The following is a 22186-nucleotide window of genomic DNA, read 5'->3' as shown; positions in this document are numbered from 1 at the left end:
ATTGCATCATTGCGCTGCGCGGCTGGCATCAGCCGATCACCTTCTTGACCACTTCGATCAGGCGTTGCGGATCGAACGGCTTGACCAGCCAGCCATTGGCGCCGGCGGCACGGCCTTTCGATTTCATCTCGTCCGACGACTCCGTCGTCAGCATCAGGATGGGCACCTTCTGGTAGGTCGGCAATTCACGCAGCAGCTTGATCAGTTCCAGGCCATCCATGCGCGGCATGTTCTGGTCCGTCAATACCAGGTCTACGGTTTGCAGCTTGGCTTTTTCCAGTCCGTCCTGGCCGTCCACGGCCTCCACCACCTGGTAACCGGCGGCTTTCAGGCTGAACGCCACCATCTGGCGCAATGAGCTGGAATCGTCCACTGCAAGTATCGTTTTGGCCATCTTTGCTCCCACTTATTCCGGGCATCCTGCCCGAGTATTTGATTAATCAATCCATGCGACCACAAGCGCTCCGCACTGGCATGCTAGAACAGCTCGATGTCGCCGCTTTCCAAATGCTGTTGACTGACAGCCTTGCGCAGCACGCTGCGCAACTCCAGGCTTTGAATCGCCAGCGCCATGCTGACCCGACCCAGCAAGGCGACAATTTCTTCATTGTCGCTCTCCGGCAACATCTCCGCGCCATGCTCGCCCAGGGTCCCGAGGAACTCGCGCAAGCCCGTCACGCGCTTCAGGGTGCGCTCGATCAGCTGGCTGGTCATGTCCTGAAACTGCATGCTGGTGATGGCGGCATTCACATAGCCCCCCACCTCATCCTGCAACGCCAGCAGTTTTTCGCGCTGCTGCTCGGCCGGAACACCGCCGTCGAGCAGCAGCGCGATAGTGTCTTGCTGCGCAGCGACGGCTGCGTGTATCGCCATGAAATTGAAGGACAGCTTCTCGATCGCCTCTTCCAGCAAGATGCCGGTCTGCACCAGGTCGGTTTCCACCTCCGTCAAGTGCTTGCGGCCATGGTCCGACACGCCAGACAGCAGGCGTTTTACATGCGAGCCAAGTATTTTCTTTCTTGTCATAAAGGTCTCATTGTTTCAATACACCACGCGTCGACAGCCTTGCGTGTTATTTTTTCGCCGCTGCCGGGGCCGGGACTGGCGCCGCCGCGGGCGGCGCACCGGCAGCCAGCCCTGAAGCGACAGCGGCGGAAGCGGCATCGGTCACCGGCAGCTCGATCGCCGAACCATCGCGCAAGACATTTTCTTCCGTGCGCTTGTTCATGACGATGATGCTGATGCGCCGGTTGATCGGATTGAAGGGATCGAGCTTGTCCAGGTGGGCGGCCGAGCCCAGTCCCACCACGCGCAAGACTTTTTCTTCCTTCATGCCGCCGATCACCAGTTCGCGCCGCGACGCATTCGCGCGGTCGGCCGACAATTCCCAGTTGCTGTAGCCTGCATCGCTCATATAGGGCGTCGAATCCGTATGGCCGGACAGGCCGATGCGGTTCGGCACTTCATTGAGCACGGAGCCGATGGCGTGCAGGATTTCCTTGGTGTACGGTTGCAGGTTCGCATTGGCGAGCGCAAACATCGGACGGTTCTGCTCGTCGACGATCTGGATGCGCAAGCCTTCGCTGGTAATATCGAGCAGCAGCTGGTTCTTGTATTTTTTCAGCAGGGGATTGGCGTCGATGGTCGCTTCGATGCGCGCCTTGAGCGCCTGCAGGCGCTTGCCTTCCTCGCGCTCGAGCGCGGCCTTGGCGGAATTGAGGTCGAACGATTTGCGCTGCTGCTCTTCCTGCGCCTTGCGCACCTGCCCATCCTGGCGCGACAGGTCCTGGCCGCCGCCCTGGATCACGGAATTGCTTTCGCCGCTGCCGGAGCCGCCCGCCATGGCCACTTTCAACGGCGTCTTGAAGAATTCGGAAATGCCGTTCAAGTCGCCCTTCGAGGTGGAGCCGAGCAGCCACATCAGCAGGAAGAAGGCCATCATGGCCGTGACAAAGTCGGCGTAGGCGATTTTCCACGCCCCGCCATGGTGTCCGCCAGCCGTCTTCTTGATACGTTTGACGATAATCGGGCGCATGCCTTCATCGGCCATGGCGTCCCCCTTCCGTGTGCTGCAAATGACTCATGGTGTCCAGGCGTATATTCACTGCTTACTTCGTTTTCGATTTCTTGATGTGGTCTTCCAGCTCATTGAACGTCGGGCGCTCGGTCGAGAACAGCACCTTGCGGCCGAACTCCACGGCCAGCGCTGGCGCATAGCCGTTCAGGCTGGCCAGCAGCGTCACTTTCACGCACTGGAACATCTTGCTCGACTCTTCCAGCTTCTGCTCCAGCAGGCTGGCCAGCGGACCGACGAAACCATAGGCCAGCAAGATGCCGAGGAAGGTGCCGACCAGCGCGTGCGCGATCAGCATGCCCAGCTCGGCCGGCGGTATACCCACCGACTCCATCGTGTGCACCACGCCCATCACGGCGGCGACGATACCGAACGCGGGCAAGCCGTCGCCCACCTTGGCGATCACATGGGCCGGCACGGCGCCTTCGTGATGGTGCGTCTCGATTTCGTTGTCCATCAGGTTTTCAATCTGGAACGCATCCATATTGCCCGATACCATCAGGCGCAGGTAATCGGTCATGAATTCGACGATGTGGTGGTCGGCCAGCACCGCCGGATACTTGGAAAACAGCGGGCTCTCTTCCGGCTTGTCGATATCGCCTTCGATCGACATCAAGCCTTCCTTGCGCACCTTGCTGAGCACTTCAAACAACAGCGACATCAGTTCCATGTACAGGTCTTTGGTATAGCGCGATCCCTTGAACAGGCTGGGCAAGGCGGCGATCGTTGCCTTGATGGCCTTGTTATTGTTACCAACAAGGAAGGCGCCCAGGGCGGCGCCGCCGATCATCAGCAACTCCAGCGGCTGGAACAGCGCCGCCAGATGGCCGCCGGCCATTGCGAAGCCGCCAAAGACCGAGGCGCAGACGATGATGTATCCGATTATGACTAACAAGTGCCCTGACTCCCAATAATGGCCGCGGCTGTATGCGCGGCATGTTCAAACCTGTTCCTGTCTTTTGGCGGCTGCGCCGCCGGTAAAGACTGCGGCAAAAAAGCAACCGGAAGTTAATTGAAATGTGCTGCTTTTCAATGCAAATCCGAGAAAATGCCGTGTGGAACTACAATAACGTGAGATTGCCCCACGGGCAAGCAAATAACGCAGACAATTGCTTAAAAGCACCATATGTAAAGCAAAGGACCACCCTCTGTGGCGGCGATGGTCTTATCGGGCTCGCGTGCCGCAATCCGGAATTCGTAACTAAGAAGCATGCTACCGGGCAACATTTCCTTTTCCGCCTTATTCCACAGGGCCGCCATCGCCGCCGGCGACAGGTAGGCAAACACGGCATCGTAGCGGCCGAAGTCGAGCGCTTCGTAATCGCCGCGCAGGAAGCGCGCGCGGCTGCCCGCCAGCCGCGCGCGCAAGCGGCTGGCCAGCCAGGGCAGCGGCGCCAGCTCGATGCCGGAAAACTGCCCGTCGGGCCGGCGCCGCGCCAGGTCCAGCACCAGACCGCCCAGGCCGCTGCCGATATCGACCAGGCGCACGCCGGGACGGTCCGCGATCAGCTCGGCCACCGCCTGCCACACCTTCGGCCCCGACGGATAAAACGGCACTTGCGTGCGGAACGTGGACCAGTACAGGCTCAACAGGAAAACAAAGGCCGCCAGGAACACGGCCGGAGGCCAGTCGAGCAGGCTGGCGCCCAGCAAGGCGGGCGCAAACAGCAGGCCGATGGCGCACCACCAGCGGGCCAGGCCCGCGCGCCAGGTAATAAGCGCCGCCAGCACGCCCTGCACCAGCGCCACGGCCGGCAGCGACATGGCCGCGCCCGCGCGCGCCAGGCCATATACCAATAGCAACATCAAGGGAAAGGCCAGCACCTGGATCAGGATGGCCTTGAGCGCGGGCGCGCGCAGGATTTGTTGCAGCATGGGGTAGTCAGAGAAGGAAAACGCCAGTGTAAGCGATGACGACATGAAAAAGCCGGAGTGCGGTCAGGCGACCGGCTCCGGCTTATTTACTGTCTTATGCAGGGCTCAGACAACCGCGCCCGGCGCAACAGCGGCCGCTTCATCGCGCGCCTTCTTGGTCTTGCCGGCGCGCGAAGGCATGTGGCACAGGCCGCACACATAATCGGCGTTCAGGTCGAGGCAGTTGACGACAAACTTGCCGCCGCACTTGCCGCAGGGCGCCATGTCCAGCATCTTGCTGCTGAAAAAGCGCACCAGGGTCCAGGCCCGCGTCAGCGACAGCAGGGGCTCTTCGCCCGCTTCGGGCGGCATCTGTTCCAGATACAGCTTATACGCCTTCATCACGGCTTCGATGCCCGTGGCGCCCGCGTGGTCGACGAGGAATTTATGGATGTTGATGAACAGCGAGGAATGGATATTCGGTTGCCAGGTGAGGAACCAGTCGGTGGAAAACGGCAGCATGCCCTTGGGCGGCGAGACGCCCTTCAATTCCTTGTACAGATTCAGCAGGCGCTCGCGCGACAGCGAGACTTCCGTCTCCAGCAGTTGCAGGCGTGCGCCCAGCTGTATCAATTCGATGGCCAGCTGGATTTCCTGCGCTTCCGATACGACACTTTTCTTGGCCATGCTGTGTACTCCGCGACTGACTGATACTGACTAACTGATACTGACTGAAAGGCTGCCGGCAAAATGTTCAGGGCAATGCAACGCCGCCATGGACGTTTGATGGCAACCTTAAGCGATTTCTTCGACGCCTTGGCCGGCCATGAGGATGGCAGCGTGCGACTGGGCCAGCGAGCGGTCTTTATTGTAGTTCGTCAGCATGCCCAAGATGGCGCTGTCGTCAAAGCGGAAGCGGGCCAGCATCATGTTGCCGCCAGCGAGCTTGAGGATCTGCGCATTGCTCATGCCTTCGATCAGTTCGGCGATGTCGGCGGCGATGCCCAAACGGAAGATGGCCGTTACCTTGTCCGCACGAATCATTTGCTGGGCCAGCATCAGGTAGCTCAGGTTAGCGTCGCGAATCTCAGCCATCATGTCGTTAGCAGTCATTTCCATCTCCTCAATCCGTTGAATTCAGCTGGCGTTGTGTGTTGCCAGTGAGATACATTCTGCAGGAGCAACATTAAATGCAACAGAGGCGTAGCGCTGTATTTTTGGTCGGGCAATAGCGGATGGGATCGTAGGTGTTTGTCTGACAAACACTGCTCGATCATGGTCGCACGCCAGCAACGGCGCGGATGTGGGAGGTTGGCTCTGCAACGGGTTTACCCGACTTTGGGCCTGTAAAAAATATCACTTTTTTACAACAACTTGATCGGAATCAAGCCTGTCTACCTAGATAACGGCCGCCTTGGCAGGAACTTTAGGGCTTTTTCGAAAAATATTTCAAAGACCCGCATTCTTTTTTGGCCGGTTTGACACCGCTCATGTAATCGTTGACGGCGGCGTCTGGCGAAACTTTAGGGTGATTTGGAAATATTTTTAAAAATCGTGATTTTTTTCGTTGACGCCCCGCAGGCAGGCTCTTTTCACGCTGCAGCCAGGGTGGAAATTCCGCTTTCCGGCGCGGATTTGCTACACTGCCTGCTCCCGCACAATACTTTAAGCTTCAAACAATATTGCGCCATTGAGACAAGTATCAACATGAAAGCCACCATGATTTCTCGACATGACTGCAGCGCGCGCGACCTCGACGATCCCCTGGCGCCCCTGCGCCAGCAATTCGACTTGCCGCAAGGCGTGATTTACCTCGACGGCAATTCCCTGGGCGCGCGGCCGAAAGCGGCGCTGGCCCGCGCCCAGCACGTCATCACGGCCGAATGGGGCACGGACCTGATCCGCAGCTGGAATACGGCCGGCTGGTTCGACCTGCCCAAGCGCCTGGGCGACCGCCTGGCCCCGCTGCTCGGCGCGCAGACTGGCGAAGTGGTGATCACCGACACCACCTCCGTCAACCTGTTCAAGGCCCTGGCCGCCGCCCTGCAGATGCAGGCCAGCGATCCCGCGCAGGCCGCGCGGCGCGTCATCGTCAGCGAACGCAGCAACTTCCCCACCGACCTGTACATGGCGCAAGGCCTGGCCGCCTGGCTCGACCGCGGCTACCAGCTGCGCCTGGTCGACAGCCCGGACGAACTGGGGCAAGCCATCGACGCCGATTGCGCCGTCGCCATGCTCACGCACGTCAATTACCGCACCGGCTACCAGCACGACATGGCCGCCATCAGCAGCCATTGCCACGCGCAAGGCGCGCTGGCGCTGTGGGACCTGGCCCATTCGGCCGGCGCCGTGCCGCTGGACCTGAACGGCGCCGGCGCCGACCTGGCCGTCGGCTGCACCTATAAATACCTGAACGGTGGCCCCGGCTCGCCCGCCTTCATCTGGGTGCCGGCAAAACACCAGGCGCGCTTCCGCCAGCCGCTGTCCGGCTGGTGGGGGCACGCCACGCCGTTTGCCATGGACCCGGGCTTTGCGCCGGCCGACGGCATCGCGCGCGCCCTGTGCGGCACGCAGCCGATTGTCTCGCTGGCACTGGTCGAATGCGGCCTCGATATCTTTGCGCAAACGAGCATGGAAGCCATCCGCCGCAAGTCGCTGGCCCTGACGGATGTGTTCATCGCGCTGGTGGAACAGCGCTGCGCCAGCCATCCGCTGGGCCTCGTCACGCCGCGCGAGCATGCACGGCGCGGCAGCCAGGTCAGCTTCACGCACCCGCACGGCTATGCCGTGATGCAGGCGCTGATCGCGCGCGGCGTAATCGGTGACTACCGCGAGCCGGCCATCATGCGCTTCGGCTTCACGCCCCTGTACACGAGCTTTGCCGACGTGTGGGATGCGGTGGAAATCCTGCGCGACATCCTCGACACCCAATCCTACGACATCGCCGCCAAGCGCGATGCCGTCACCTGACCCCGGACCAAGAGAACACCATGAGCAAAGAAGAAAACACCAGCGGCTGCCCCATGCATGCCGGCGGTCAGGATGCGCAGTGGCATGGCGCGCAGATGGATTTCAGCGAATCGATGAGCTACGGTAACTATCTGGCGCTGGACCGCATCCTGACGGCCCAGCATCCGCTGTCGCCGAACCACAACGAAATGCTGTTCATCGTGCAGCACCAGACCAGCGAATTGTGGATGAAGCTGATGCTGCACGAAATGCACGCTGTGCGCGCCAACCTGCAAAGCGGCGACCTGGCGCCCGCGTTTAAAATGCTGGCCCGCGTGGCGCGCATCATGGACCAGCTGGTCCATGCCTGGGACGTGCTGGCCACCATGACGCCGCCCGAATACACGGCCATCCGGCCCTACCTGGGCGCCTCGTCCGGCTTCCAGTCCTTCCAGTACCGCGAAATCGAATTCATTTTGGGGAACAAGAACGCCGCCCTGCTCAACGTGCACACGACGGCGCCCGATACCTACACGGTGCTCGACGCCGCCCTGCGCACGCCGTCCGTCTACGACGAAGCCATCAAGCTGCTGGCGCGCAGTGGCTTGCATATCGCTCCCGAGCGCCTGGACGCCGACTGGACCCTGCCCACCGCCTCCGACGCCTCGGTCAAGGCGGCCTGGCTGGAAGTCTACCGCGACCCGTCGAAACACTGGGCCCTGTACGAACTGGCCGAAAAGCTGGTCGACCTGGAAACGGCCTTCCGCTTCTGGCGCTTCCGCCACGTGACGACGGTCGAGCGCATCATCGGCTTCAAGACGGGCACGGGCGGCACGGCGGGCGTGAGCTATTTGCGCAAGATGCTCGACGTGGTATTGTTCCCGGAACTATTCGCCCTGCGCACTGAGTTATAACTTAAGGAGCCTCGATGTCGCCTCTCGTCCTGACCCTGGCCGGCCTGTGGAATTCCGGGCCGCAGCATTGGCAAACCCATTGGGAAGCGCGCCACCCGCAATGGTCGCGCGTGCCGCACCGGGAATGGCAGACGCCGGACAAGGACGAATGGGTGGCGGAGCTCGACCGCGCCATCGCCGCCTGCGAGCGGGCGCCCGTGCTGGCCGCGCACAGCCTGGCCTGCACGCTGGTGGCCCATTGGGCGGCCAGCGGCTCGCCGCACAGGATCGCCGGCGCCTTCCTCGTCGCCCCCAGCGATGTGGAAGCGCCGTCCTACCCGTCCGGCACCACGGGGTTCTCTCCCATGCCGCTGCAAGCCTTGCCGTTTCCCAGCCTGGTAGTGGCCAGCGGCGATGATCCCTACGTCAGCTTCGCGCGGGCGCGCGCGTTTGCCGCCGCCTGGGGCAGCGACTTCACCATGATCGGCGACGCCGGCCATATCAATGGCGACGCCGGCTACGGCCCCTGGCCGGACGGCGAACAGCTGCTGCTGGACTTCTGCGCCGCGCACCAGCCCTGAACCGGGGCACGCACGCGCGCACGATAGACGCGCCCGCATTTGCCCACAAGTAAGAACGCAGGCAGAATCGTGGCCTTTCCATTGCGGCGCCCCGGCGCCAGCCTCACGATGAAACGTCCGCTCTTGCCAGTCCTCCTGCCCTTGCTGCTTTGCTCCGCCCTCGCCCACGGCGCGCCCTTCTACGAAGGCAAGACCCTCGCCCATCCCGCCATCACGGCATCGCAGGACAGCGGCCTCGACATCGCTTTTCTCAAGGAAAAAGAGGGCGTCAACGGCTATTACTGCGAGTGCACGAACAGCGCTTCGAAAACCTTCCTGCTCGACCAGTTCGGCAACGCCGTCATCCGCTCCGTCTTTTATGCATCGCTGGACAAGGAATCGGATACCAGCGTGCAAACCATGCTGGTGCTGTTCCGCCAGGACGGCAAGAACGGCCTGCGCGCCTACCGCTACCACCGCAGCTCCGGCAAGTACCGGCGCCTCGACGGCTTGCAGCCGGCCCTGAACCGCATCGTGGCGCAAAGCGCCGCTCCCAACGCGGGCCAGGTCAAGGCCGCGCTGGCCAAGCTGGCGCCGATGGACTACAGCGTCGCGCGCGGCAAGAGCGGCAATGCGGACTTTGACGCCATCGACCATACGCAAGGCACGATCGTCGGCTACTACAGCGATGACGGCAAGCCCGTGGCGCCCGGCGGCAACGATGCCATCACCTACAAGAAAACCTTCCTGAAAAAAGGCGAGCGTTTTCTCACCGCCAGCTACACGCTGTACAGCGACGCGGGCGCCGGCATCCTGCCCAATTACCGCCTCTGGCAAGTGACGTGGGAGACGGCGCCGCAGCAGTTCACGGGCAGCGAAGACGGTCCGTCCGTCATCTACAGCCTGGCCTGGGACGACGGCTCGGTGGTCGAGCGGGGCCAGTACGCGAAGGGCAAGCGCCAGGGACTGTGGGTGCGCGAAGGCATGCACGAAGGCAGCGAAAAAGGCCATTTCGTCAACGGGCTGCAGGAAGGCATGTGGTACTTCAATTATCCCAAACAGAGCGAGAGCGGCATGTACCGGGCCGGCAAGCGCGAAGGCCGCTGGACGGTCGTCAACTATGCCGATGAAGAGGAAGTGACGGGCTTCGATACCTACGCGGACGGCCAGCTGAACGGCCCGCACGAACGCCGCATGGGCGGCAAAGTGCGCACGCGCGGCAACTACGTCAACGGTGCGCGCCACGGCGCGTGGATCACGGAAGACGGCGACGGCAGCTTTATCGACGGCTTGCGCGACGGGCCATGGAAGCTCAAGCTCAAGGACGGTGTCACGCAAAGCGTCACTTTCGTGAAAGGCAAAAAACAGGGCGAGGCCATCGACATGGATGCGCAAGGCGCGCTGCGCGTGCGCGACCATTACCAGGCCGGCGTGCTCGATGGCAGCCGCACGCGCTACCTGGGTCCGGCCGGCAAGGAATACGTGGTCTACACGGCCACCTACCGCAACGGCCAGCTGGACGGGCGCGAACAGGCGTTCGACGACAGCGGCAAGATCCTGCGCCTCGACACCTTGTGGGACAACGGCAAGAAGCAGGGCCTCGATGCGCGCTACTACCCGAACGGCAAGCCGGAACGCCTGGCCGTCATCGACCAGGGCAGGCTGCTCACGCACCTGCGCGAATACTATGAAGACGGCCAGCTGCTCAACGACATCCACCGCTGCACCTTCAAGGAGTACGGCAGCACGCGCGACGACGTGTGCGAGTACCACCACATGTACTACCCGGACGGCAAGCCGCAGTACTACTATGCCTTCCAGTACGGCCAGCGCCAGGAAGGCTATTCGAACTACCCGAACGGCAAGCGCAAGGATGAACTGCTGGTCGACCGCGCTGCCGACACCTCCGTCGTCAACGCATACTATGAAAGCGGCCAGCTCAAATGCACGGAACCGCGCAGCGGTCACAGCACGCGCACGGTGAATGGCCAGACCATGATCAGCTACGCTTCGGCCGACCGCGATGGCGACAATATCTGCTACCACCCGAACGGCAAGGTGGCCAGCATCTACACCTTCCGCAAGCGCGTGCTCGTCGATTGCGGCAAGCGCTACGACGACACGGGCAAGCAGACGTTCCCGGGGCCGGAAGGCTGCCCTCCTCCCAGGAAAGTCGACTACCCGATAGGACTGTGACGATGACGCAAGCAAGACAGCCGCAGCGCATCCAGAATCCCCAGCGCATCGATGCCGGGGCGATCCGCGCCGCCATCGCGGGCGGCCAAGAGGTGCTGGTGCAGTTCAATACCCTGGCCGAGCCAACGCCGCTGCTGGCCGACCTCGACGCCCTGGCCGCCACTTGCGGCACGGCGCTGACCATCCGCATCTACGGCTACGACCCGAGGGTGTTCGATACCCGCATCCTGCGCGCGCTGCCGCATGTGGCCAGCCTGTCCATCGACTGCCACCGCAACGCCCTGTATCTGGAAACCCTGGGCGAGCTGCGCCACCTGAAGCGCCTGAGCCTGGGCGTGTACGAACTAGGGCAAGCCGACATCCTGCAGCTGGACAATTTGCGCGCCCTCGAATACCTGAACCTGGGCGAATCTGCCAGGAACAATATCGACCTGGCGCCCCTGCGCCAGTATGTGCACCTGGCCAGCCTCGTCATCGAAGGCCACAGCCAGCATATCGAGACCCTGGCCAGCCTGCCGGCGCTGCATGACCTGTCGCTGTACCGCATCAAGAACACCGTGCCGCTGGATTTCATCTCGGAGATGAGCCGCCTGGACAGGCTGCTGCTGCAACTGGGCGGCCGCGAATCGCTCGCACACATCGAGGCGCCGCTGTTGAGGAAACTGGAAGTGATACGCGTGCGCGGTCTGGAAACGCTGGGCGATATCAGCCGTTTCCCGCTGCTGCAGGCGCTATGGGTGGAAGACCAGATCAAGCTGCGGCAGATCGCGCTGGGGCCCAATCCCTTGCTCGAACGCCTGAACCTGCACACCTGCAAGACGCTCGACAGCCTGCCCGGCCTCGCCGCCTTGCCCGCCCTGCGCCAGTTGTCGGCATCCGGGACCATGCTCGACATCGACGCATTGCTGGCGCATGGCTTGCCCGCGTCCCTGACGCATGCGCGCCTGCGCACCGGCAGGAAAACACGCGACGACGCCATCGCCGCGCGGTTGGCGGAGCTAGGCTACACCTCAGCACCCTAAAAGCGGCGCTGAAATCAGCGGCTGGCCGCCAGCCTGCGCTGCCACAGTGCCACGTCGATCATCACGCCGTCCGCGCCCGTATTGCGGATGTAGACGCGGTAGCTGCCCTGCCCCATGTCGCCATCGAGGTAGGCCGTGCGCTCGTTGCGCTGCAGCCTGGCGCCCTTGGCCAGCTGGCGGTAGCGCTCGACCACCGTGTCGAAACTGGCATAGCTGCGCAGCGCCACTTCCAGGTCGCGCGGCGGGCGGCCTTCCGCATGGTCCAGCACATTGTTCTGCTTCTTGCCCTTGAGCGTGAGCGGATAGGCAAACACGCCGGCGCCGGCCGACGTCAGCACCGTGGATTTATCGAGCAGCAGCGGCAGCAGCGCCGGCGGATACGCGGGCGGCAGCTGGGCGCGGTTCCAGCCCGGCAGGGCCGGCTGCGCCAGCACGTATTCGACGCTGGCGATCTTCTGCCCATCGGCGCCCGCTTCCTTGTCGCCCGCGATCAGCGCCAGCATGGGCGGCAATTGCCGGGCCCAGGCCAGCAGGGGTGCAGCGTCGCCAACCAGCATGCCCTTGCGGTGGAACACCGTCAGCACGGCATTCGGATCGGGATTGCAGACTTTCGCCAGCGGCTGGCCCTCGAGGCGGCAATGCCCGTTCACCAGGCCAAAGGCGATGATGACGCCGCGTTTGTCGAGCAGCATGGCGCCCCGTTCGCGGCCCTGCTTGCGGTCATTCATCGACGCCAGCAACTGGCGGCCATCGGCCAGCACGGCGCGCGTGGCGTCGCGCTTTTCGCTGATCGCTTCGAGCGCCTGTGCCAGCAGCAGTTCATCGTTTTCCGTGTAGCTGCCGCGCGCGTAACCGAAGAAATCGAACAGGGCCGCGCGCACTTGCGGGTCTTCGCTCAGGCGCGGCAAGGGACCGCCGGCCAGCAGGGACGACAGGCTTTTCCCCGCCGGTGCCAAGGGCGCCGCCGTGGCGCGGGCAGGCTGGGAAAGGAGGCAGGCCGCCGCCAGCAAGGCGCCGCCCAGGGTGCGGTAATTCGAAAAGATGATATGCATGATTCTGTCTGTCGGGGGATTTTGCCGCTACCAGTGGCCACTGGCCACGCATGGCGCGCCGGCGATTCTAGCATGATGCCAGTGCCCATGCCGTGCGGCAGGCGGACGGCAGGTGCGCCGGTGCGGCTGTTATGATGGCAGCAATGACGACACCAACCCACGCCTCGACACTGCTTGTCCTCCTGCCCGGCATGGATGGCACGGCCCGGCTCTTCCACCGTTTTGACGCCGCCTTGCGCGCGCAGAGCGCCATCGACACCCAGGCCATCGCCTACCCGGCCGCGCCGCTCGATTACGCGGCGCTGGAAGCATTCGTGCGCGAGCGCTTGCCGCAGGACCGCCCTTTCATCGTGCTGGCAGAATCGTTTTCGGGACCGCTGGGGTCAGCTTTGCGCGCCGATCCGCCGCCCGGCATGCAAGCCCTGATCCTGTGCTGTTCGTTCGTGCGCAATCCGCGCCCGATGCTCGCGCCGCTGCGCCATCTGCTCGGCCTGGTGCCCTTTGGCACCCTGCCCGGCTTCGCCCTGCGCCAGGCGCTGCTGGCGCCCCACTCCACGCCGCAGCTGCAGAATGAACTGGCAGCGGCGCTGGCGCAAGTGCCGCCCAGCGTACTGCGCCAGCGCCTGCGCGCCGTGCTGGAAACCGACGCCTCGCGCAGCTTCGCGCGCGGCAGCCTGCCCGTGCTGTATCTGCGCGCCCGCCACGACCGCCTGGTGCCGCCGGCGAACGCCGTGCAGATACTGCGGCAGGCAGCGGGCGCGCAGCTGGTCGACATCGCCGCGCCGCACATGCTGTTGCAGGCGGCGCCGGAAGCGGCCGCCGGCGCCGTCGCCGCTTTCATTGCGGGCCTGTCAGCCGCGCAAATATCTGCTTAAACGCGCGCTGGCCAGCACGGCCAGCCAGCTCAAGCCGCCCGCCAGCACGCTGAAGTAGATGGCCCGCAGCGGATGCTGCGGCAGCAGATACGCGAGCACGGCCGCGCCCAGCAAGCCGCACAGCGCAGGCTTCCACCTGCCGGGCGGCAGCAGCGCCAGCAGCAGATTCGTGCCCGCATACACATAAAACACGAGCAGCAGGGCCAGGCCGCCGGCCACGCCGCGCGAGCCGAGGCTGCCGAACAGCTGCGTGTACAAATAAAACCCCAGCCAGCTCAACACAATAAACAGCAGGCAGCCCAGCGCGTGCGCGCCCAGGCCCGCCATCAGGCGGTTTTTCATGGCAATCATCCGTATCGTCCCGTGCAAAGCCGCATCATAGCGATTTTTGCCGGCAATGCGACCGGTTGACTTGCCTACCTACTAGATGGTAGACTTATTTCACACCCGGTATTTCACCCGGCAATCCTTCCGCGCCACGGCGCATTCGACCATTTGCGAGGCATCACATGCATCAACTGTTCACCCCTTATGACCTGTCCGGCATTTCCCTGGCCAACCGCGTCGTCATGGCGCCGATGACGCGCACGCGCACGCTCGAAAACAATCCCGATGCGCTCACCGCGCTGTATTACGCCCAGCGTGCCTCGGCCGGCCTGATCGTCACCGAAGGCTTGCCCGTCTCCGATGAAGGCCGCGGCTATTTGTACACGCCCGGCATCTACAGCAGCACGCAGGGCCAGGGCTGGCGCCAGGTCACCGATGCCGTGCATGCCAAGGGCGGCAAGATCTTCGCCCAGCTGTGGCACGTGGGCCGCATGTCACATGTATCTATCCAGCCGGGCAACGCGGCGCCCGTCGGCCCCAGCGACGTGGCGGCGGAAAACACCACCGTCTACGCCTGGATCGAACCGGGCAAGGCCGGACCGGTGCTGCCCAGCGTGCCGCGCGCGCTGAGCGTCGACGAGATCGCCCGCGTCACCGCCGACTTCGTGCATGCGGCAAAAGTCGCTATCGACGCTGGCTTTGACGGGATCGAGATCATGGCCGCCAACGGCTTCCTGTTCGACCAGTTCCTCAGCAGCGCCGTCAATACGCGCACCGACCAGTACGGCGGCGGCATCGCCAACCGCCAGCGCTTTTTGCTCGAGACCATAGACGCGCTGTCGGCCGCCATCGGCAGCGGCAAGGTCGGCGTACGCATCTCACCATTCGGCCGCCTGTACGACATGCGCGCCTATGCCGATGAAGCGCAGGTGTGGAGCAGCGTTGCGCAGGCACTCGATACGAGGAAGCTGGCCTATGTGCACCTGAACTACCAGCCGACCATCACGGCGGCGGAAGTGCCAGCCGGCTTTGGTGCGCAATTCCGCCAGGACTATCACGGCACCCTGATCGGCGCGGGCGGCTTCACGCAGGAACTGGCGCGCAGCGAACTGGAAAAAGGCGACCTCGATCTGATCGCCTTCGGCATGCCATTCATCTCCAACCCGGATCTGGTGGAGCGCATGCAAAACAACTGGCCTCTGGCCGACAGCGACCGCTCGACCTATTACGGCGCCAGCGGCGCCCCGTCCCACGGTTATACCGACTATCCCGCGTATGGCGCGGCGCCTGCCAGCAATATGCTCAATGGCATCAACGTGGCAGCATTGCAGCAATTCGCCCAGGGCGTGGCAGGGCATCCCGACAAGGGCGAGGTGCGTTTCAACGTCAAGACCCGCTGGCAACACCAGACGCGCAGCGTGGCCACCGTCAGCCACTATGTGCTGGGCGGTGAAAAGCATGCGCGCCATTTCGAGATCGCCTCGGACGAACCGCATGAATTGCTGGGCCAAAACACGGCGCCCAATCCGCAAGAGCTGCTGATGGCCGCCCTCAACGCCTGCCTGTCAGTCGGTTACGCAGCCAATGCGGCGGCCATGGGCATCACCGTGCACAGCCTGGAAATCGAAACGGACGGCAAGCTGGACCTGCGTGGCTTCCTCGGCCTGGACGAGAGCGTCAATCCCGGCTACGACGAAGTCAGCTACGTGGTGCGGCTGCGCACGGATGCCTCGCGCGAGCGCGTCGAGGCGCTGCACCAGGCCGTCACCAAAACGTCGGTCAACCTGGCCAATTTCTCGAAGGCCATCCGCATGCGGCCCACCCTGGAAGTAATCGAGGCCTGATACCCATCCCGGGAATCATCTAGCCACCAACCCGCGCGCAAGCGCCTACATAGCGAGGAAATCATGGAAGACTGGAAACAAGCTCGGCAAGACATCAACACGCGTGCGATGCAATTGAACGCACTGACGCCCGACACCATGAAAGGCATCGCCGCACTGGGCGGCGCCGGCGACAAGACCAACCATCTCGACGCGAAAACGCGGGAACTGATCTCGCTGGCAGTGGCCGTCACCACGCGCTGCGACGGCTGCATCGCCTTCCACGCTGCCGCCGCCAAGAAGCTGGGCGTGACCGTGGAAGAAATTGCCGAGGCGCTCGGCGTGGCGATCAACCTCAATGCGGGCGCCGCCGTTGTCTACAGCACCCACGTGCTGGACGCGTTCGACAAGGCTTGATACCGCCGCATCAGCCGGCCTGGCATGCGTGCACGCCGAGCCGGCCACTCAAGGAGCAACCATGAAAAACAACACACAAGCGCTGGTCGTCGACATCTGGTCCGATTTCGTCTGCCCCTGGTGCTGGATCGCCAAGCGCCGATTCGAGAAGGCCCTTGCCGCTTTCGAACACAGGGACGCCGTGCAGGTCAGGCTGCGCGCCTACCGCATCGCACCGAACCATCAGGCCGAACCGATCAAGGCAGCCTTGCTGAAAAAATTTCGCGATCCGATGGCCGCCGAGGGCATGCTGTATTCGGTGCAGTCGCATGGAGCGGCCGAAGGCCTGGACTACCGCTTCGACACCATGCTGTTTGGCGACACCATGGACGCGCACATGCTCGTCAAGGCCGTCAGCGACGAGGCTTTGCAACAGCGCCTGGTCGAAGTGCTGTATGAGCAGAGTATTTCGCACGGAAAATCGCTGTTCGACCACGATTCCCTCGCCCTGCTCGCGGCGCAGGCGGGCGTGCCTGCCGAGGCGGTGCAGCGCGCGTGGTCGACACCGCAATTGCGCCAGCAGGTGCAGGACGATGAGCGCAGCGCATCGCGCATCGCTTCCGGCGTGCCGCTGTTCGTCTTTGGCAATGGAGCGCACATTTCCGGCGCGCAGCCGCCAGAAGTATTCCTGCAGGCGCTGGAGAACCTCCATGCGCAATCCCGGGAGAACCTGGCCGCATCGGCCGGGGAGATGTGTGGCCTGGACGGCTGCATCCTCCCTTAAGCGCTGGCGGCAGCTTCCCTGGCAGGTCCCGCCGTGTCCAGGTAGCCATGGACCGCGCGCCCCAGGCGCCGGGCAAGCGACGCCATATCGGTTTCTCCCCGCAGCGCCGCGGCGTCGATGATGCCGCGGCATAGCGCAATCACGTCGGCGGCGGCCATATCAGCATCGGCGACGCCATGACGCGCCAGCAGCCCCGCGAGCTGGCCGGCAAGCGCCTGCCGCAAGGCCTCGTCCTCATGCTGCAAGGATGGCGACGATGGAGCCGATTCCAGCGCGAGGGCAAGCGCGGGGCGCCTGAACTGGTGCGCCAGACCGGCCATCACACCCTGTTCTATCGCGAGCGGCAGTTCCCCCTCCAGCGCCATGGCTAGACCCACGTCGCGCAGCAGCATCGCGCGTTCGCGGCGTACCAGTTCGGCCAGCAGCGGCTCTTTCGACGGGAAGTACTGGTACAGGGAGCCGATGCTGACGCCGGACAGCTCGGCAACATGATTCGTCGTCAACGCGGCCCAGCCCCGCACCTCAATAATGCGAGCAGCCGCCTCCACCATCGCCGCGACGGTGGCGGCCGATCTGGCCTGGGACGGCCGCTTGCGGGGCTCCGCATGCGCTGCAGTTTTTGCCATGAATGCGAGTAGCGAAAGTGGGTAGTAAAACTTATTCTAAACGTTCCGCAAACAACCGTCTTTGCCGATACGAGAACGCCATGAACACCTATACATTCCTGATGATACTGCACGTCGTCGCCGCCATCGCCTTCATCGGTCCGATGATGCTGACGCCGCGCCTGCTGAACCTGATGCGCGATGCCGCCGGCCGCGATACATTACATAAACTCCATCAACAGATCGCCGTCGCAGGCTGGATAGTGCTTGCCGGCGGGCTGGTCCTGCTGTACCAGCAACAGTGGGCCTGGCTGCACATGGGCTGGATGCGGCTGTCCCTCACGCTTTTTATCGGCGCGCAAGCCATCGACCATTTCTGGGCGGACAAGGTGGAAGAGAAGGTGGAACAGGGATACGTGCAGGCGGGCGCCAGACTGCGGATCTGGCTGTGCCTCAAGCTGGCCGTATTTTTGACCATCTGCGCGCTCATGGTCGCCAAACCCGCCCTGTTTGCCTGAGCGGGCTGGCCCGCGCTACGCCAGATTGTCGAGCATGTAATGGAAAGCGGCCAGCGGATCGGTCGAAGGCCCCAGGGCCCAGCCGATAAAACTGGCGCCCTCCAATGCGCTGAGCAGCATGAAGGCATAGTCACGCGGCGGCTTCCGCAAAGTCCAGCCGTGCAGCTGCGCCGCCTGCACGAGATTGCTTTCCATCCAGTCCAGCTGCTGCGCCATCAGTTGCCGGCCCAAGGCCTGCAGCGATTCGGGCAGCGCCGCCATTTCGGCCGCGAGCGCGCCGCACAGCGGCAGCAAATGGTCGTTGGCGCTGGCCAGGAACAGCCCGCCGAACTCGCGCAGGCGTTCGACCGGATCGGCATGCGCGGCATCGATCGCCTGCAGCTTTTCCGTAAACACGTCGATATATTGCGTGATCAAGGCCACGCCGAGGTTTTCCTTGGTGGGGAAATGATGGTGAATACTGGCCTTGCGTATGCCGATTTCTTCGGACAAATCGGCATAACTGAAAGCGGCGTAGCCTTTCGAACGCAGGTGGATTTCTGCGCTTTTCAAAAGGGCGTCGCGGGTACTCACTGACATGACAGGCTCCTGCATCAACGGCCATGCCGGCCATTGACGAATTAAATTCAACAAGGGGCAATTATGCCTGAAGTCGCCGCGGCCAGGGCTTGAGGCATGCGCATGAAAAAAGCCGGCCCTTCCACGAGGAAAGGGCCGGCTTCAGTACATCGGTCACCGCCGCCGTGTCGGATTACGCTGCGCTAATCCGACCTACGTTTTAGGCATGCGGTGGCGATTACTTCGCCGTATTGAGCAGCAATTCGTTCAGGCGCTTGACGAAACTGGCCGGGTCGGCCAGCGAACCGCCTTCGGCCAGCATGGCCTGGTCGAACAGGATATTGGCCCAGTCGCCGAACTTGCCGCCTTCCGCGTCTTCGTATTTCAGACGCGTCACCAGCGGGTGGTTCGGGTTGATTTCCAAAATCGGCTTCGATTCCGGCGCGCTCTGGCCAGCCGCCTTCAGCATGCGCAGCAGGTTGCCCGACAATTCATTTTCATCGGCCACCAGGCAGGCTGGCGAATCGGTCAGACGGAACGTCACGCGCACGTCCTTGGCCTTGTCGGCCAGCACGGTCTTCATCTTGCCCACCAGGTCGGCGTATGAAGTTTCCGTTTCTTCGTGCTCTTTCTTTTCCGCCTCGTCTTCCAGCGCGCCCAGGTCCAGGCCGCCCTTGGCCACGGAGACCAGTTCCTTGCCTTCGAAATCCTGCAGGAAGGACAGCATCCATTCATCGACGCGGTCCGTCAGCAGCAGCACTTCGACGCCCTTCTTACGGAAGATTTCCAGGTGCGGGCTGTTCTTGGCGGCGGCGTAGTTGTCGGCCGTGACGTAATAGATCTTGTCCTGGCCTTCCTTCATGCGTGCCACGTAGTCGGCGAACGAAGTGATTTGCTCGTCGCTGTCGTTGGCCGTCGAGGCAAAGCGCAGCAGCTTGGCCAGGCGCTCCTTGTTGGCCGCGTCCTCGCCGATGCCCTCTTTCAGCACCTGGCCGAATTCCTTCCAGAAGATGGCGTACTTGTCCTTCTTCTCTTGCTCGTCCGCGTTCGCCAGTTCTTCCAGCATGCCCAGCACGCGTTTGGTCGAGCCTTCGCGGATCACCTTGACGTCGCGCGATTCCTGCAGGATTTCGCGCGACACGTTCAGCGGCAGGTCGGCCGAGTCGATCACCCCGCGCACGAAGCGCAGGTAGGTCGGCATCAGCTGCTCGGCATCGTCCATGATGAAGACGCGCTTGACGTACAGCTTGATGCCGCCGCGCTTGTTGCGGTCCCACATGTCGAACGGCGCCTTGGCCGGGATGTACAGCAGCTGCGTGTATTCGCTGCGACCTTCCACGCGGTTATGCGTGTGCGTCAGCGGCGACTGGAAGTCGTGCGACACGTGCTTGTAGAATTCGTCGTACTGTTCCGGCGTAATGTCGGCCTTGTTGCGGGCCCACAGGGCGCTGGCCTGGTTGACGGTTTCAAATTCGTCTTTCAGGACGGTTTCTTTTTTCTCGTCGTCCCACTCTTCCTTCTGCATCACGATCGGCAGCGAGATATGGTCCGAGTATTTGCGGATGATGGACTTGATCTTCCAGCTCGACAGCAATTCATCCTCGCCTTCGCGCAGGTGCAGGATGATGTCCGTGCCGCGCGACGGCTTGTCGATCGACTCGATGCTGTAATCGCCTTCGCCCGCCGACTCCCAGCGCACGCCTTCGGAAGCGTCCACGCCGGCGCGGTGCGTTTCGACGGTGATCTTGTCGGCGACGATGAAGCCGGAATAGAAGCCCACGCCGAACTGGCCGATCAGGGCCGCGTCCTGCTGCTGGTCGCCCGACAGCTTGCCGAAGAATTCCTTGGTGCCCGACTTGGCGATGGTGCCCAGGTGCGAGATCGCCTCGTCGCGGGTCATGCCGATGCCGTTGTCGGAAATGGTGATGGTGCGCGCATCCTTGTCGAAGCTGACCTTGATCTTCAATTCGTGATCGTTGCCGTACAGGGCGTCGTTATCGATCGCTTCGAAGCGCAATTTGTCGGCCGCGTCGGACGCGTTCGAGATCAATTCGCGCAGGAAGATTTCCTTGTTCGAGTACAGGGAATGGATCATCAGGTGCAGCATTTGCTTCACTTCGGTCTGAAAACCCAGGGTTTGCTTTTCGGAGACAGCCATTTTTACCTCATAGTCTTGTGGATGGGACGGATTCTACGGAGTTGGGGATGGTACAAGCGATTTCAAGAGCCCCCGGCAAATGTGCAGTTTTAGCCCAGTGCGCGGCCGAAAAAATCCCAGACGCGCTCGTCCTGCACCGTGGCCAGGTTCAGGCGCATGCGGGTCGACGGCAGCTGGCGCGGCGAAAACAGGCTGCCCGGCCCCAGCACCAGGCCTTCGGCCAACGCCTTTTCGGCCAGCACATTCGTGTCGCAGCCCGCATCGGCCCAGATGAACATGCCGGCCGGCGCGGGATCGAAACGCAGGCCGGCCCGCTCGGCGCGGCGGTACGTGCCCTCGCGCACCTTGTCGAGCCGCGCGCGCAGCCGTTCCGCATGCTTGCGGTACAGACCTTGCGAGAGGATTTTATACACCACGCGCTCGCCGATGTCGCTGGTGGTCAGGGTGGCCAGCATCTTGCGGTCGGCCAGGCGCTGCGCCCATTCCGGCGAGGTGGCGATGAAGCCCACGCGCAGGTTGGCCGACAGGCTCTTGGAAAAGCCGCCCAGGTAAATCACGCGGCGCAGCTGGTCCAGCGCGGCCAGGCGGGTGGCCGGCTGCACCTCGCCGCCCGGGTGCATGTCGCAATAGATATCGTCTTCGACGACGAGGAAATCGTGCTGTTCGGCCAGGCGCAGCACCTGGAAAGCCTTGGCCGCCGACAGCGACGTCGAGCTGGGGTTGTGCAGCACCGAATTGATCACGTACAGCTTGGGACGGTGCAGGGCTGCCAGCTCGGCCAGCACGGCGATATCGGGGCCGTCACCCAGGCGCGGGATGCCGATGACGTGCATGCCCATGGCGGCAAAGGCGCCGAACATCAGCCAGTACGCGGGATCGTCGACGAAAATAGTGTCGCCAGGGCGGGCAAACTCGCGCGCCACCAGGTCCAGCGCCTGCATCACGCCCACCGTGGTGACAATCTGCTCGGGCGGACAGGCGATTTCCAGGCCCGCCAGTTTCAGCTGCAACTGCTGGCGCAGAGGCAAAAAACCCTGCGGCGATCCGTAACCGAGCAGCAGGCTGCCCGGCTGGCGGCTGACATCGCGCAGGGCGCGCGCCACCAGATCGCCATCGAGCCACTCGGCGGGCAGCATGCCGGTGCCGGGCGCGGGGATGACCGGCGTCTGGCGGAACATGTTTCGGATCAGCCAAACGACATCCATCGGCTGCGCCGCCGCGTCCTGCGCGCCGGGGGGCGGCGCCGGCGTGTTCAGCGGCGAGCGCTCGCGCACGAAAAAGCCGGCGCCGCGCCGCGATTCCAGGTAGCCGCGCGCCACCAGCTTGTCGTAGCTGGCCACCACCGTGGCGCACGACACCTCCAGGCTGGCGGCGCACTGGCGGATCGAAGGCATGCGCGCGCCGCCGCGCAGCAGCTTGTCGTCGATGCGCGCCGCCAGCGAGCGCGCGATCTGGTCGATCAGGGTTTCGCCCGAGGCGCGCGACAGCAAAGGAAGTGTATTGCTCATATGGCCATGACAGTATGTGAAATTATGCGCGAAA

At 63.2% G+C, this 22186-nt stretch carries 23 protein-coding genes and 1 pseudogene; 11 read left to right on the top strand and 13 right to left on the bottom strand.

Features of this window, described 5'->3' with window-relative positions; translation table 11 throughout:
* Nucleotides 1-28: 28 nt before the first annotated feature.
* From D9M09_RS07915 to flhD, 7 genes are all read right to left on the bottom strand, one after another.
* Nucleotides 29-394, bottom strand: a complete 366-nt coding sequence (locus D9M09_RS07915; protein ID WP_034758362.1) for a response regulator — start codon at nt 392-394, stop codon at nt 29-31.
* Nucleotides 395-477: 83 nt separating this feature from the next.
* Complete coding sequence (locus D9M09_RS07910; RefSeq protein ID WP_121669002.1) at nt 478-1026, bottom strand: chemotaxis protein; 549 nt, start codon at nt 1024-1026, stop codon at nt 478-480.
* Between the two features lie 46 nt (nt 1027-1072).
* Nucleotides 1073-2050 (bottom strand): flagellar motor protein MotB, encoded by a 978-nt coding sequence (gene motB / locus D9M09_RS07905; protein WP_046684787.1) that lies wholly within the window; start codon nt 2048-2050, stop codon nt 1073-1075.
* Nucleotides 2051-2108: 58 nt separating this feature from the next.
* Nucleotides 2109-2969, bottom strand: coding sequence for a flagellar motor stator protein MotA (gene motA / locus D9M09_RS07900; RefSeq protein WP_070219712.1), 861 nt, complete (start codon nt 2967-2969; stop codon nt 2109-2111).
* A 218-nt stretch (nt 2970-3187) separates the two neighbouring features.
* Entirely contained in the window at nt 3188-3949 is a 762-nt protein-coding gene (locus tag D9M09_RS07895; protein ID WP_070312345.1) for an SAM-dependent methyltransferase, read from the bottom strand.
* Between the two features lie 105 nt (nt 3950-4054).
* On the bottom strand, nt 4055-4615 hold the full coding sequence (gene flhC / locus D9M09_RS07890; RefSeq protein WP_070219809.1) for a flagellar transcriptional regulator FlhC: 561 nt from the start codon (nt 4613-4615) through the stop codon (nt 4055-4057).
* Nucleotides 4616-4723: 108 nt separating this feature from the next.
* On the bottom strand, nt 4724-5041 hold the full coding sequence (gene flhD / locus D9M09_RS07885; RefSeq protein WP_010396649.1) for a flagellar transcriptional regulator FlhD: 318 nt from the start codon (nt 5039-5041) through the stop codon (nt 4724-4726).
* Nucleotides 5042-5647: 606 nt separating this feature from the next.
* Between flhD and kynU the strand changes: the two genes are divergently transcribed.
* The 5 genes from kynU to D9M09_RS07860 all read left to right on the top strand — a co-directional run bounded on the left by kynU (nt 5648) and on the right by D9M09_RS07860 (nt 11548).
* Nucleotides 5648-6898 (top strand): kynureninase, encoded by a 1251-nt coding sequence (gene kynU, locus D9M09_RS07880; RefSeq protein ID WP_121671005.1) that lies wholly within the window; start codon nt 5648-5650, stop codon nt 6896-6898.
* 20 nt (nt 6899-6918) lie between these two features.
* Complete coding sequence (kynA, locus tag D9M09_RS07875; protein WP_121669001.1) at nt 6919-7791, top strand: tryptophan 2,3-dioxygenase; 873 nt, start codon at nt 6919-6921, stop codon at nt 7789-7791.
* A 14-nt stretch (nt 7792-7805) separates the two neighbouring features.
* On the top strand, nt 7806-8351 hold the full coding sequence (locus D9M09_RS07870; protein ID WP_070219811.1) for an RBBP9/YdeN family alpha/beta hydrolase: 546 nt from the start codon (nt 7806-7808) through the stop codon (nt 8349-8351).
* 69 nt (nt 8352-8420) lie between these two features.
* Nucleotides 8421-10526 (top strand): toxin-antitoxin system YwqK family antitoxin, encoded by a 2106-nt coding sequence (locus D9M09_RS07865; RefSeq protein ID WP_121669000.1) that lies wholly within the window; start codon nt 8421-8423, stop codon nt 10524-10526.
* Between the two features lie 2 nt (nt 10527-10528).
* Nucleotides 10529-11548, top strand: a complete 1020-nt coding sequence (locus D9M09_RS07860; RefSeq protein ID WP_121668999.1) for a hypothetical protein — start codon at nt 10529-10531, stop codon at nt 11546-11548.
* Between the two features lie 14 nt (nt 11549-11562).
* Here the strand turns inward: D9M09_RS07860 and D9M09_RS07855 are convergent, their stop codons facing one another.
* Nucleotides 11563-12600, bottom strand: a complete 1038-nt coding sequence (locus tag D9M09_RS07855) for a hypothetical protein (RefSeq protein WP_070219815.1) — start codon at nt 12598-12600, stop codon at nt 11563-11565.
* 143 nt (nt 12601-12743) lie between these two features.
* Between D9M09_RS07855 and D9M09_RS07850 the strand changes: the two genes are divergently transcribed.
* On the top strand, nt 12744-13475 hold the full coding sequence (locus D9M09_RS07850) for an alpha/beta fold hydrolase (RefSeq protein ID WP_121668998.1): 732 nt from the start codon (nt 12744-12746) through the stop codon (nt 13473-13475).
* Here D9M09_RS07850 and D9M09_RS07845 read toward each other — a convergent pair.
* Nucleotides 13452-13817 carry a hypothetical protein gene (locus D9M09_RS07845; RefSeq protein ID WP_162995608.1) on the bottom strand — a complete coding sequence of 122 codons (366 nt, stop codon included), beginning with the start codon at nt 13815-13817 and terminating at the stop codon, nt 13452-13454. The genes D9M09_RS07850 and D9M09_RS07845 overlap by 24 nt on opposite strands.
* A 167-nt stretch (nt 13818-13984) precedes the next feature.
* Here D9M09_RS07845 and D9M09_RS07840 point away from each other — a divergent pair.
* From D9M09_RS07840 to D9M09_RS07830, 4 genes and pseudogenes are all read left to right on the top strand, one after another.
* Nucleotides 13985-15079, top strand: a pseudogene (locus D9M09_RS07840) (alkene reductase); the annotation flags it as partial.
* 21 nt (nt 15080-15100) lie between these two features.
* Nucleotides 15101-15646, top strand: coding sequence for an OsmC family protein (locus D9M09_RS29890; protein ID WP_268994174.1), 546 nt, complete (start codon nt 15101-15103; stop codon nt 15644-15646).
* Nucleotides 15647-15709: 63 nt separating this feature from the next.
* The gene (locus D9M09_RS07835) at nt 15710-16042 is read left to right on the top strand and encodes a carboxymuconolactone decarboxylase family protein (RefSeq protein WP_121668995.1); all 333 of its coding nucleotides are present in this window, start codon (nt 15710-15712) and stop codon (nt 16040-16042) included.
* Between the two features lie 61 nt (nt 16043-16103).
* Nucleotides 16104-16805, top strand: a complete 702-nt coding sequence (locus D9M09_RS07830) for a DsbA family oxidoreductase (protein WP_121668994.1) — start codon at nt 16104-16106, stop codon at nt 16803-16805.
* Here the strand turns inward: D9M09_RS07830 and D9M09_RS07825 are convergent.
* Complete coding sequence (locus D9M09_RS07825; RefSeq protein WP_121668993.1) at nt 16802-17431, bottom strand: TetR/AcrR family transcriptional regulator; 630 nt, start codon at nt 17429-17431, stop codon at nt 16802-16804. The two genes, D9M09_RS07830 and D9M09_RS07825, sit on opposite strands and share 4 nt — an antisense overlap.
* An 80-nt stretch (nt 17432-17511) precedes the next feature.
* Here D9M09_RS07825 and D9M09_RS07820 point away from each other — a divergent pair, with 80 nt between their 5' ends.
* Nucleotides 17512-17928 (top strand): hypothetical protein, encoded by a 417-nt coding sequence (locus D9M09_RS07820; RefSeq protein ID WP_162995607.1) that lies wholly within the window; start codon nt 17512-17514, stop codon nt 17926-17928.
* A 15-nt stretch (nt 17929-17943) separates the two neighbouring features.
* Here D9M09_RS07820 and D9M09_RS07815 read toward each other — a convergent pair whose 3' ends face one another.
* The 3 genes from D9M09_RS07815 to D9M09_RS07805 all read right to left on the bottom strand — a co-directional run bounded on the left by D9M09_RS07815 (nt 17944) and on the right by D9M09_RS07805 (nt 22152).
* Nucleotides 17944-18507, bottom strand: coding sequence for a TetR/AcrR family transcriptional regulator (locus tag D9M09_RS07815; RefSeq protein WP_121668991.1), 564 nt, complete (start codon nt 18505-18507; stop codon nt 17944-17946).
* 217 nt (nt 18508-18724) lie between these two features.
* Nucleotides 18725-20644 (bottom strand): molecular chaperone HtpG, encoded by a 1920-nt coding sequence (gene htpG / locus D9M09_RS07810; RefSeq protein WP_121668990.1) that lies wholly within the window; start codon nt 20642-20644, stop codon nt 18725-18727.
* Nucleotides 20645-20733: 89 nt separating this feature from the next.
* On the bottom strand, nt 20734-22152 hold the full coding sequence (locus tag D9M09_RS07805) for a PLP-dependent aminotransferase family protein (RefSeq protein ID WP_240453584.1): 1419 nt from the start codon (nt 22150-22152) through the stop codon (nt 20734-20736).
* Nucleotides 22153-22186: the final 34 nt, after the last annotated feature.

It is taken from the genome of Janthinobacterium agaricidamnosum (assembly GCF_003667705.1).
GTDB lineage: Bacteria > Pseudomonadota > Gammaproteobacteria > Burkholderiales > Burkholderiaceae_D > Janthinobacterium.
Note: the sequence above shows the minus strand (reverse complement) of the source record. Positions and strands in the feature narration are given on the sequence as shown.